This is a genomic window from Paraburkholderia bannensis NBRC 103871 (assembly GCF_000685015.1).
Taxonomy (GTDB): domain Bacteria; phylum Pseudomonadota; class Gammaproteobacteria; order Burkholderiales; family Burkholderiaceae; genus Paraburkholderia; species Paraburkholderia bannensis.
This window is the reverse complement of sequence record NZ_BAYA01000015.1, coordinates 213,826-226,100: the sequence shown is the minus strand read 5'-3', so window position 1 is coordinate 226,100 and position 12,275 is coordinate 213,826. Positions and strand designations below refer to the sequence as shown.

The window sequence follows — 12,275 nt, the reverse complement described above, 5'->3', positions numbered from 1 at the left end:
AAAATATTCGGATTAAATTAAAAAATACCGATTCGTCATGAATGGATTCGAATAAAAATAATGTGGGCCATGGCGAGGATGTTGCGAAATAAATCAAAGTGTATCGGACACAATCCGGCAAATTTTGCCGCCTGATCGATGCGCTGGAAGGCTTGTCAGGCGGACTTCCCGGCAATCGTTGCCGAAAAAATCAGACAAAAATGAGGTCGTTAGCAACGAAACATTTGGAGATACTTTTTGACCTTGCGCTCGCAATTTTTATAGCGCTTTATTAGGGTTTATTCGGATGCGCGTTTGCAGCGCCGGATCGATTCCGGTGCCATTCCCCGATTCAAGTTGATTCCCGTCGCAGCGGCCATGATGCAAAACACGTGGCTGCAATTCATTTTTTTTAACCGAGGTGCCGGACATGCTCAGCGTTCTAGCCAGAATTATCGACGTTGCCGCCATTGCTGCCGGCGCGCTGCTTGCGGCTGCCCTGCACCACGGACGGTTCGCGACGCTCACCGATCCGGAGAGCGTCGCGCTCGCTTTCAACTGCGTGCTGGCGATCTGGATGTTCCCCGCCTTCGGCATTTACCAGTCGTGGCGCGGCAAGTCGCTTTACGTGCTGGCGGCGCGCGTATGCGCTGCGTGGATCGCGGTGGAGTGCACGGGCATCCTGCTGAGCTTCAGCGTTCACCGTGCCGATTCGCTCTCGCGTGTCTGGCTCGCGTACTGGGTGGTGGCCTCGGTCGCCTTCCTGATCGTGTCCAAGGCGATCGTGCATCACGTGCTGCGCAGCCTGCGCCGCGAGGGCTACAACCAGAAGGCAGTGGCTGTGGTGGGCGGCCCGCGCTACGCCCGCTTCCTGGTCGAGCAGATGAAGAGTCGTCCGGAAGCGGGCTTTCATCCGGCGCTGGTGTACGACGAGGACAGCGACGCCGACGGCGACGCGCGCCTGGATGGCGTGCCGGTCGAGCGCAACCTGCAGGCGATGCTCGAATTCGTGCGCGAGCACGACGTGCGCGAACTGTGGCTCGCGCTGCCGATCACCAAGGAGCGCACGATTCACCGCATCGTCATGGCCATGCGCAACGATTTCGTGAACATCCGCTTCATCCCCGATGTGCGCAGCCTGTCGTTCTTCAGCCAGCCCGTGGTCGACCTGCTGGGCGTGCCCGCGATCAATCTTGCGGCGTCGCCGGTCACCGACCTGAGCGTGCTGCCCAAGCGGGTGTTCGACATCCTGTTCGCCGGCGCAGTGCTGGTCGCGCTCGCGCCGCTGTTCGCGCTGGTCGGGCTGGCCGTGAAGATGACGTCGCGAGGCCCGGTGTTCTTCAAGCAGCGCCGCAAGGGGCTGGATGGCAACGAGTTCGAGATCTACAAGTTCCGCTCGATGAAGGTGCATGCGGAAGTCGCGGGCCAGGTCACGCAGGCGCGCCGCAACGATCCGCGCGTGACGCGCGTGGGGGCCTTCCTGCGCCGCACGAGCCTGGACGAGCTGCCGCAGTTCATCAACGTCCTGAAGGGCGAGATGTCGGTGGTGGGGCCGCGTCCGCATGCGCTGGCGCACGACGACATCTACAAGGACCTCGTGCGCGGCTACATGGCTCGCTATCGCATCAAGCCGGGCATCACCGGCTGGGCGCAGGTCAACGGCTTCCGTGGCGAAACCGACCGCGTCGAGAAGATGCGCGACCGTGTACGTTTTGACCTGCATTACATGCAGCACTGGAGTTTCGCACTCGATCTGCGCATCGTCGCGATGACGATGTGGAAGGGCTTCGCCGGGCAGAACGCCTACTAAGTCATCCTGAATAAAGCGTTGAAAGCGCATTGAATTCTCATTGAGCATACCAGGCGCGCTGCGTGCGCAGTTGGCCGCGGCCCTGGTGGACACCAACAGGCAATCACATTTGAGGTGGGCATGAATCTGACGATCATTGGCAGCGGTTATGTGGGTCTCGTGACGGGTGCGTGTCTGGCCGACATCGGCAACGACGTGTTCTGTCTCGACGTAGACCAGCGCAAGATCGACCTGCTCAACCAGGGCGTCGTGCCGATCCACGAGCCGGGCCTGAAGGAAATCATCGAACGCAACGTGCGCGCGCGCCGCCTGACGTTCTCGACCGATGTCGAAGCGGCGGTGGCGCACGGCGACGTGCAGTTCATCGCCGTGGGCACGCCGCCCGACGAGGACGGTTCCGCCGACCTGCAATACGTGCTGACGGCGGCGCGCAACATCGGCCGCCTGATGAACGGCTTCAAGGTCATCGTCGACAAGTCGACGGTGCCGGTCGGCACGGCAGCGCTGGTGCGCGACGCGATTGCATCGGAGCTGCGCAAGCGCGGCGAGAGCCACATGTTCTCGGTTGTGTCGAACCCGGAATTCCTCAAGGAAGGCGCGGCAGTGGACGACTTCGCGCGTCCCGACCGCATCGTGCTGGGCTGCGACGAAGACGTGCCGGGCGAACGCGCGCGCGAACTGATGAAGCGCCTGTACGCGCCGTTCAACCGCAATCACGAACGCACGCTCTACATGGATGTGCATTCGGCGGAATTCACCAAGTACGCGGCCAACGCCATGCTGGCCACGCGCATTTCGTTCATGAACGAGCTGGCGAACCTGGCCGATCGCGTGGGCGCCGACATCGAAGCGGTGCGCCGCGGCATCGGCTCCGACCCGCGCATTGGCTACGACTTCCTGTACGCGGGCTGCGGTTATGGCGGCTCGTGTTTCCCGAAGGACGTGAAGGCGCTGATGCGCACGGCCGAAGACTTCGGCGAGCCGCTGCAGATCCTGCGCGCGGTGGAAGCCGTGAACGAAACGCAGAAGCAGGTGTTGGCGCAGAAGATCGTCACGCGCTTCGGCTCGGATCTCACGGGCCGCACGTTCGGTCTTTGGGGTCTCGCGTTCAAGCCGAACACCGACGACATGCGCGAAGCGCCGAGCCGCACGCTGATCGCCGAACTGCTCGCACGCGGCGCACGTGTGCAGGCTTACGACCCGGTCGCGGTGAAGGAAGCGCAGCGCGTGCTGGAAATCGACTTGGAAAAGACGCCCGAGCAGCTTGAGCGCCTCGTCTATGCGGGCGACGCGATGGAAGCCGCAAATGGCGCCGATGCGCTGGTGGTCGCCACCGAATGGAAGGTGTTCAAGGCGCCGGATTTCGAAACGTTGAAGGCGCAACTGAAAACGCCGATCGTGTTCGACGGCCGCAACCTGTACGAGCCGCTGTCGCTCCAGGAACTCGGCATCGAGTATCACGCCGTGGGCCGCGCGAGCGCCACGCAGGCGAGCCGCGCACGCGCCGAAGCCGCAACTTCGGCACAGGCGCCGCAAGCGCAGGTGACGGCGTAATTGCAGTGCAGAAACGAGGAGTCATGAGTCCATGTTCAACGACGTATTGATCGTCTGCCACGCGAATGTCTGCCGCTCCCCAGCGGCGGAACAGCTCTTTCGCGCGCGTCTTCGCGAGCGCGCGGCCGGGCATGCAGGCGCGTTTCATTCGGCGGGTCTGCGCGCGCAGGAAGGCGTGGACATGGACCCGGTGATGCAGCGCCTGCTCGTGGAGCGCGGCGTGCAGGTGGACGAGCACCGCTCGCGCCGCCTCACGAGCCGCCTGGTGCGTCAGGCCGACCTCGTGCTGGTCACGGAGCGCCATCAGGTCTCCGAGGTCGAGCGAATCGAACCGACCGCGCGCGGCAAGGTGTACGCGCTCGGCAATTGGGAGAACTCGGACGTTTCCGATCCGCACGGCCTCGACGAGGCCACGTATCGCGACAGTCTTGAGTTGATGGATCGTCTGGTTAAGGGATGGCTGAGCCGAATATGCCAATGAGTAAACTCAATTTGATGAGCGCGCTGGCGCTGAGTGTGTTTGTTTCCGCATGCGCGACCGCGCCCGGCAACTACCTCGACACATCCAGCCTCAAGGAGCAGCCGAGCAATCAGCCGCAAAAGCAGTACGACGTGCATGTGATCGATTCGCAGCTCGTCATGCAGCAGGCGCAGGCCGCGGCCGCCGTTCGCACCGACCTGCCGCCGTCGAAGTACGCGACGCCGGCTGACTACGTCTACCATCTCGCGCCCCAGGACATCCTGGGCGTGACGGTGTACGACCATCCGGAACTGTCGACGCCGCAGGGCTCGACGTTCTCGCAGGGCGGCAACACCACGCAGACAGTGGGGCAGGCGCTCACGCAGCCGTACACCAACGCGCTGTCGGGCCAGTCCGATCCGTACGGCCAGACCGTGGCGAAGGACGGCACCATCTATTTCCCGTTCGTGGGCCGCGTGATGGCCGCGGGCAAGACGCCGGGCCAGTTGCGCGACCAGCTCGCGTCGGGGCTTGGGCCGTACATCAAGAATCCGCAGGTGGACGTGCGCGTGCTCGCCTACCGCAGCCAGAAAATCCAGGTGACCGGCGACGTGAAGACGCCGGGCCCGCTCTCCATGAGCGACGTGCCGCTGTCGCTTGTCGATGCGATCACGCGCTCGGGCGGCAGCACCGACAACGCCGACATCAACCGCGTGCGCCTCACGCGCAACGGCAAGCTCTATGTGCTGGACGCGAACCGCATGCTCGATTCGGGCGACGCAACGCAGAACGTGATGCTCCAGGACGGCGACATCATCAACGTGCCGGATCGCTCGGATAGCAGAGTATTTGTGATGGGCGAAGTGAAGACGCCGATCCAGACCGGCATGATCCGCGGCAAGCTGACGATCGCCGATGCGCTCACGTCCGCTGGCGGCGTGCTCGACACCGACGCGAACCCGCGCCAGATCTTCGTGATGCGCGGCATGAAGGACAACCCGAGCGAGCCCGAGATCTATCGCCTCGACATGACCAAGCCGGACGCGATCATGCTGTCCTCGCAGTTCCAGCTCAAGCCGATGGATGTCGTGTATGTCGGTACGGCGGCCTCGACGACCTTCAACCGCCTGTTGCAGCAGATCCTGCCGACAGTCCAGACGGTCTTCTACCTGAAGCAGATCACGCGCTAAGGGCGTGAGGTCTTCCCTCCCACGCAACACGATTTAATACGGGATCGAAACGTGAGCATTCAAGCCAACAGTCAGGCGGCCCCGGCGGCCCGCACAGAGGAAGAGGACGTCGTCCTCGGCCAGTTGCTGCGCGTCATCATCGACGACATCGGCTGGCTCATCGCGATCGCGGCAGTGGTGATCGGCTGCGCCGTGTTCTATTGCTTCGTCGCCAAGCCGGTCTACACGGCCGACACGCAGGTGCGCGTGGAGCAGGCCGACTACACCTCGCAGGCGCTGACGCAGACGCAGTCGGGCGCCAACATCACGAGCGGCCAGCAGGGCTCCCTGCCGACCGATGCGGAAATCCAGATGATCCAGAGCCGCAGCGTGCTCGAACCGGTCGTCAAGCAGTTCAAGCTGAACTTCACGGTCTCGCCGGTCACGCTGCCGGTGGTCGGCAGCCTGGCCGCGCGCCTGGCGACGCCGGGCACGCCCTCGCATCCGTGGTTCGGCCTGAGCAGCTATGCGTGGGGCGGCGAAGTCGCCAGCGTCGATTCGATCGAGGTGTCGCCCGAGCTCGAAGGCAAGAAGCTCACGCTGACCGCGCTCGACGACAATCGCTTCGTGATTTCGGGCCCCGATGGCGGGCGTCTCGTCGAAGGCACGGTCGGCCAGCAGGTGCAGGGCGGCGGCGTGACGATGCTCGTGAGCGAGCTGAAGGCACGCCCCGGCACGCGCTTTACCGTCGTGCGCATGAACGACCTGGACGCCGTCACGGGCTTCCAGAACGCGGTGAAGGTGCAGGAGCAGGGCAAGCAGACGGGCGTGATCGACATTTCGCTCGAAGACAACGACCCCGACCACGCGGCCCAGGTCGCCAATGCGGTGGCCCAGTCGTACCTGCGCGAACACGTCGCCACCAAGCAGGCCGATGCGAGCAAGATGCTCGACTTCCTGCGCAGCGAACAGCCGCGCCTGAAGTCCGACCTCGAAAACGCCGAAGCCGCGCTGACCGCGTATCAAAGCAAGTCGGGTTCGATCAACGCCAGCGACGAAGCGAAGATCTACCTGGACGGCAGCGTGCAGTACGAGCAGCAGATTTCGGCGCTGCAATTGCAGATCGCTTCGCTGCAGCAGCGTTTTGGCGACCAGCATCCGGTGCTCATCGCTGCACGCCAGCAGCTTGCGCAGCTGCAGGGCGAGCGCGCCAAGTACGACACCAAGTTCCGCGACCTGCCCGCGACCGAAGTGAAGGCGGTGCAACTGCAACGCGACGCCAAGGTGGCCGAAGACATCTACGTGCTGCTGCTCAACCGTATCCAGGAACTGTCGGTGCAGCGCGTGGGCACGGGCGGCAACGTGCATATCGTCGATCCGGCGATGCGCCCGGGCAAGCCGTCGAAGCCCAAGAAGCTGCTGATCGTCTCGGCGGCTGCGATGCTCGGCCTGATCCTGGGCACCGGCTTCGTGCTGATGCGCCGGAACATGTTCAAGGGCATCGTCGATCCGGACGTCATCGAGCGCAATTTCCAGCTGCCGGTGTATGGCCTCGTGCCGCTCTCGCCGGAACAGGCGGTGCTGGAAAAGCGCGCACCGGTGCGCGGCGGCACGCGCCTGCGTGAAGTGCTCGCGAGTGCGGCGCCCAAAGACCTCACGGTCGAGAGCCTGCGTTCGCTGCGTACCTCGCTGCAGTTCAGCGTGATGGATGCGCGCAATCATGTGGTCGCGCTGACGGGCTCGGTGCCGGGCGTCGGCAAGAGCTTTCTCACGGCAAACCTGGCCGTGCTGCTGGCGCATTCGGGCAAGCGCGTGCTGATGATCGACGGCGACATGCGCCGTGGCGCGCTCGAACGTTACCTGGGCGGCCCGCAGGAAAACGGCTTTTCCGAGCTGCTCTCGGGGCAGATTGCGCTGGACGAGGCCATTCGTGCGACCGAAGTGGACAACCTGCACTTCATCTCGTGCGGCCGCCGTCCGCCTAATCCGTCCGAGCTGCTGATGTCGCCGCGCCTGAACCAGTACCTCGAAGGCCTGGCCAAGCGCTACGACATCCTGCTGGTCGACACGCCGCCGGTGCTGGCCGTGACCGATGCCGCGATCATCTGCGGCCATGCGGGCTCGACCTTTGTCGTGCTGCGCTCGGGCATGCATACCGAAGGCGAGATCGCCGATACGCTCAAGCGTCTGCGCAACGCGGGCGTGCGCGTGACCGGCGGCGTCTTCAATGGGGTGCCGGCGCGTGCGCGCGGCAGCTACGGCTACGGCTACGACGCCGTGCAGGAATACCTGAGCGCCTGATGAAGGGAGAACACGCGATGAAAGTGACCGTGCTCGTGCCGACGTATCGGCGTCCTGAAGATCTCGCGCGCTGCCTGTCGGCGTTGCTTTGCCAGCAACGCGCGCCCGACCAGATCGTGGTGGTGGCGCGCGCCGACGACGCCGTCACGCACGCCTGCCTCGCCGAACACGTAACGCCGCGCGTGTTGAACGTGGACGTGGCGATCGTAGAGGAGCCGGGCCAGGTGGCCGCGCTCAATCGCGGCCTTGAAGCCGCGACGGGCGACGTCGTCGCCATTACCGACGACGACGCCGCGCCGCGCGCCGACTGGGTGGCGCGTATCGCCGCCCATTTCGAGTCCGATGCCAAGCTGGGCGCGCTTGGCGGGCGCGACTGGGTGCATGAGGAAGGCCGCGTGCTCGATGGCGAGCGTGCGCTGGTGGGGCGCGTGCAGCGCAGCGGGCGCATCGTCGGCAACCATCATCTGGGCGTGGGCGAGGCGCGCGAAGTCGACTTGCTCAAGGGCGCGAACATGAGCTACCGGCGCGCGGCCATCGGCGACCTGCGGTTTGACCGCCGTTTGCGCGGCACCGGTGCGCAGACGCACAACGATATGGCCTTCAGCATGGGCGTGAAGCGGGCCGGCTGGAAGCTCGTCTATGACCCGCTCGTGGCCGTCGACCACTATCCCGCGCCGCGTCCCGGCGAAGATCCGCGCAACGCGCAGACGCTCGCCTCGATCCGCAACGGCGCGTTCAATTTCCACCTGATCCTGCGCGGCCATCTTGCGCCGCTGCACCGCGAAACCGCGTGGTGGTGGTGGGCGCTGGTCGGCACGCGTGTCTATCCGGGCCTCCTGCTGACGGGCTTGAGCGCGGTGCGTTCGGGCTCGGCAGGCGCGGCGTTCGCGCGCTGGCGCGCGGTACGCGGCGGCGCTCGCGAAGCACGGCGCGCGATCGCTTAAAGCCGCGCCTGAAGTATCCGCTCGCGTGCCGATCAAATATCGCCACGCCCGCACATGACATTACGGAGGACCCCGAATGAGCAGTACGAACGTCCACGTGCACCTGTTTTACGGCGCCGATCCGCGCCACTATCGCAAGGGCGAGAATCTCGGCTCGCTGTATGGCTATCATCACGCGCAGTCCCCGGAGTTTGCCCTCAATTACGCGCGCGACGCGCGTGAAAGCAAGCCGGTGCGTTTCGTGCGCCGCGCGCTGAAAGCGGCGCTCGGTTTCGATTTCATTCACGCATGGCGCAATCGCCAGGCGATGATCGATTCGGACGTGATCTGGACGCACACGGAGCAGGAGCACCTGGCCGTGTCGCTCGTGCTGCTGATGCAGGCGAAGAAGGGCGGTGCGCGTCCGCTGCTGCTTGCGCAGAGCGTGTGGCTGCTCGACCGCTGGCCGGGCTACGGCAACCTGCGCCGCGCGTTCTACAAGCGCCTGCTGGCGCGCGCCGACCGTCTCACCACGCTCGCCAGTGAAAATGCAGCGCTGTGCAAGGAGTTTTTCGGCCGTGAGGCGACGCCGCTGCTCTACGGCTTGAATACGCTCGATTTCCCGCTGTGCCCGCCGTCGCACTGGAAGCCGCACACGCCCGTGCGCGTGGCCGCGATCGGCAACGATCGCGACCGCGACTGGGGCACGCTCGTGGCCGCCTTGCGCGACGATGCGCGTTACGAAGTGCGTATCGCAACGCGTCGGCGCATGCCGGCGTCCGCGCGCGCCGCGAACGTGGAGATCGTGCGTGTTTCGGGCATCCAGCAGCAACATGCGCTCTATGACTGGGCCGATATCATCGTCGTGCCGCTGCGCCCCAACACGCATGCCTCGGGCATTACCGTCATGCTGGAAGCGGCCGCGCTCGGCAAGCCGATGATCGTCACGAAGGTGGGCGCGCTCGACGATTACTTCGACGATAAAGCCGCGTTCTATATCGAGCCGTTCAACGCCGGGCAGTTGCGCGACGCCGTCAACGCGCTCGTGGACGATCCTGCGCGCGCACTGGCGCAGGCGCGCGAGGCCTGCGAGCAACTGGGCACGCGCGACCTCACGACCGAGAATTACGCACGCCAGCATGCGCAACTCACGCGCGAGATGCTGCTCGAACGCGATCCGCGCACGCAAACCGCCACGCGCGCCGCAGTGGGCGCAGGTGCTACCGGCCAGTTGCCGCGCGGGATGTGATCATGCGTGTGCCGTCCACTTTCCCCGGCGCTATGCCGCCACCCGCTCCACAAGCGCCCGCTGCATCTCAAGCCGCGCAGAACACGCCGAAATCGGGCCTGCGCCGCGCGATGGGCCGCGACACGCTGCCGGTCATCGCGCTGTGGACGCTGACCGCGCTGCTGATCCTCGCGCATCAGGGCTCGGTGCTGACGCTCGCGTTTCCGGTGCTGGCCATCGGCGTGGGGCTGTGGCTCTATTTCGTGAATCCGGTGCGCTATATCGGCTTCATGTGGTGGCTGTGGTTTCTGAGCCCCGAAGTGCGCCGTCTCGCCGATTACGGCAAGGGCGGCTTCACGCCGACCAGCCTGATCCAGGTCGCGCCGCTGGCGGTGACGATGATCAGCGGCCTTTCGCTGCTGCGCTATTACCCGGTGCTCGCACAGCGACGCGGCTTGCCGCTGCTGCTCGCGCTGCTGGGCATCAGCTATGGCTTCGTGGTGGGCGTCGTGGGCAACGGCCCCGCCGCCGCCGTGTTCGACCTTGCCAACTGGGTCTATCCGCTGCTGATTGGTTTTCACATCATGGTGCTCACGCGCCAGTACGAAGAAGCCCGCGACACCATCGTCAATACCTTCATCTACGGCATGCTCGTGATGGGGGCCTACGGCCTCGTGCAGTTCTTCATCATGCCGCCGTGGGACGCGATGTGGATGATCGGCTCGGACATGAATTCGCAGGGCGATCCGGTGCCGCTCGGCGTGCGGGTGTTCAGCACGATGAACTCGTCGGGCCCGTTTGCGTTCGCGATGATGGGCGCGATGGTGCTGGTGATGGCCGCGCAGCATCGCGTGCGCTGGATCGCGGCGGCGTTCGGCTTCTTTTCGTTCGCACTGTCGCTGGTGCGCTCGACGTGGGGCGGTTGGGCGATCGCCATGGTGATCCAGCTGATGAAGTCGAGCAACAAGGTGCGCGTGCGCATCATCGTGAGCGCGTTCGTGCTCGCGGGCGTGTGCGTGCCCTTGCTCACCTTCGGCCCGGTCGCCGACCGTATGCAGCAGCGCCTGAACACGCTCGTGAACCTCAGCGACGACCAGAGCTACGCGGCGCGTAACCAGTTCTACGCCGATTTCGCCAAGACCGCCTTCACCGACGTGACGGGCGAGGGCCTGGGCGCGACCGGCGCATCGACGAAGCTTTCCAGCAGCAACGGCCAGCTTGGCCAGTACGGCAGCTTCGACAGCGGCGTGATGAACATTCCGTTCGTGCTCGGCTGGCCTGGCACGCTGATGTACATGTCCGGCGTGTTGTGGCTGCTCGCGCGTGCGGCGCGCGTGGCGCTGCGCATGCCCGACGACCGCTATGTGTGCGCGTGCCTGAGCCTGATGGTCTCGATCTTCGCGATGCTGGTGTTCACCAATTCGCTGGTGGGCACGGGCGGTCTGCTGCTGTTTTCCAGTGCTTTTTCCATTCTCAGCGCGGGGCATTGGCGCAGGATGTCGCGGCGCCAGGCCAGCGGCACTGTCCAGGGCACTACGCCAGGCATTTCCCCGTCTACGGAGGTCTCCGATTGAGAGTCGCAATCGTCACGCATGTGGTGCGCCATAACGACGGCCAGGGGCGCGTCAACCATGAAATCGCGCGCGCGGCGCTCGACGAAGGTTTCGAGGTCACGCTGGTGGCTTCGCATGTCGCGCCCGAACTGCTCGCGCATCCCAGAGTGAAATGGGTGCGCGTGCAACCATCGAAACTCTGGCCGACCAACCTGTTGCGCCAGCAAGTGTTCGCGCTCAAGAGCGCAATCTGGCTTAAGCGTCATCGCAGCGAATACGACGTGCTGCACGTCAACGGCTTCATCACGTGGGCGCACGCCGATGTGAACAGCGCCCACTTCGTGCATGGCGGCTGGGCGCGCAGCAAGTATTACCCGTTCGGTCTCACGCGCGGCGTGTGGTCGGCGTACCAGTTCATCTATACGCGAGCGAACGCGGTGCTGGAGCGCTGGGCGTATCGGCGCTCGCGTGTGATTGCGGCGGTGTCGCGCAAGGTGGCGGACGAGATCATCGCCTCGGGCGGCAACCCGGTCGAACGCGTCGACGTGATCTATAACGGCGTGGATACGCGCGGCTTCTCGGGTGCGAGCGCGGATCGCGCGAAATTCGAATTGCCCGCCGACAAGTTCCTGCTGCTGTTCGTGGGCGACCTGCGCACGCCGCGCAAGAACCTCGGCACCGTGCTGCACGCGCTCAAGCAATTGCCCGAGCACGTGCATCTGGCCGTGGCCGGTTACCTGCCGGGCAGCCCGTATCCGGAGATGGCGCGCGAACTGGGCATTGCGTCGCGCGTGCATTTTCTCGGCCTCGTGCGCGAAATGCCGGTGCTGATGCGCAGTGTCGACAGCTACGTTTTTCCTTCGCGCTACGAAGCAATGAGCCTTTCGCTGCTGGAAGCGATGGCGGCAGGCCTGCCGGTGGTCACGGCGCGCACGGCAGGCGGGGCGGAAATCATCACGCCCGACTGCGGCATCGTGCTCGAAGATCCCGACGACGCAAAGGCGCTCGCTGGTGCAATCGGCCAGCTTGCCGGCGATACGCCGCGCCGCGTCGCGATGGGCAAGGCCGCTGCGGAGCTGGCATGCAGCTTCGGTTGGGCCCGTATGGCGGCGCAATACATCGCGCTCTATCGGGAGCTGGCCGGAGAGTCGGGCGCGACGGTGCGCAGCGATTCACACGCAGATCACACGCAACACGTCCAGCACGCAACGCCCACGCTCGCGCCGCTTTCGGGCGGCCAGACTCTGCCGCGTGCAGAGACAACCTGAAAACTGAAATCGCCCGCAGTGGTGCATAAC

General features: G+C 65.0%; 9 protein-coding genes. All 9 read left to right on the top strand.

From position 1 onward, the window contains the following. Positions 1–409: 409 nt before the first annotated feature. The 9 genes from BBA01S_RS23280 to BBA01S_RS23240 all read left to right on the top strand — a co-directional run bounded on the left by BBA01S_RS23280 (position 410) and on the right by BBA01S_RS23240 (position 12,245). The gene (locus BBA01S_RS23280; RefSeq protein WP_027818561.1) at positions 410–1,789 is read left to right on the top strand and encodes an undecaprenyl-phosphate glucose phosphotransferase; all 1,380 of its coding nucleotides are present in this window, start codon (positions 410–412) and stop codon (positions 1,787–1,789) included. Positions 1,790–1,909: 120 nt separating this feature from the next. Further along, positions 1,910–3,343 carry a UDP-glucose dehydrogenase family protein gene (locus tag BBA01S_RS23275; RefSeq protein WP_027818560.1) on the top strand — a complete coding sequence of 478 codons (1,434 nt, stop codon included), beginning with the start codon at positions 1,910–1,912 and terminating at the stop codon, positions 3,341–3,343. Positions 3,344–3,374: 31 nt separating this feature from the next. Continuing rightward, positions 3,375–3,824: an arsenate reductase/protein-tyrosine-phosphatase family protein gene (locus tag BBA01S_RS23270; RefSeq protein ID WP_027818559.1), complete on the top strand. Its 450-nt coding sequence runs from the start codon at positions 3,375–3,377 to the stop codon at positions 3,822–3,824. Then, positions 3,821–4,993, top strand: a complete 1,173-nt coding sequence (locus tag BBA01S_RS23265; protein WP_042297736.1) for a polysaccharide biosynthesis/export family protein — start codon at positions 3,821–3,823, stop codon at positions 4,991–4,993. The genes BBA01S_RS23270 and BBA01S_RS23265 overlap by 4 nt, the downstream gene beginning before the upstream one ends. Before the next feature lie 51 nt (positions 4,994–5,044). Further along, entirely contained in the window at positions 5,045–7,273 is a 2,229-nt protein-coding gene (locus BBA01S_RS23260) for a polysaccharide biosynthesis tyrosine autokinase (RefSeq protein WP_042297735.1), read from the top strand. 17 nt (positions 7,274–7,290) lie between these two features. Next, entirely contained in the window at positions 7,291–8,217 is a 927-nt protein-coding gene (locus BBA01S_RS23255; RefSeq protein ID WP_027818556.1) for a glycosyltransferase family 2 protein, read from the top strand. A gap of 76 nt (positions 8,218–8,293) precedes the next feature. After that, a complete protein-coding gene (locus BBA01S_RS42315; RefSeq protein ID WP_042297734.1) occupies positions 8,294–9,445 on the top strand; it encodes a glycosyltransferase in 1,152 nt (383 codons plus the stop codon). 2 nt (positions 9,446–9,447) lie between these two features. After that, positions 9,448–10,998, top strand: coding sequence for a glucose-6-phosphate isomerase (locus BBA01S_RS42310; RefSeq protein ID WP_407668330.1), 1,551 nt, complete (start codon positions 9,448–9,450; stop codon positions 10,996–10,998). Beyond that, positions 10,995–12,245, top strand: coding sequence for a glycosyltransferase family 4 protein (locus BBA01S_RS23240; RefSeq protein ID WP_027818555.1), 1,251 nt, complete (start codon positions 10,995–10,997; stop codon positions 12,243–12,245). Before BBA01S_RS42310 ends, BBA01S_RS23240 begins: the two co-directional genes overlap by 4 nt. The last annotated feature ends 30 nt before the right edge of the window (positions 12,246–12,275 follow it).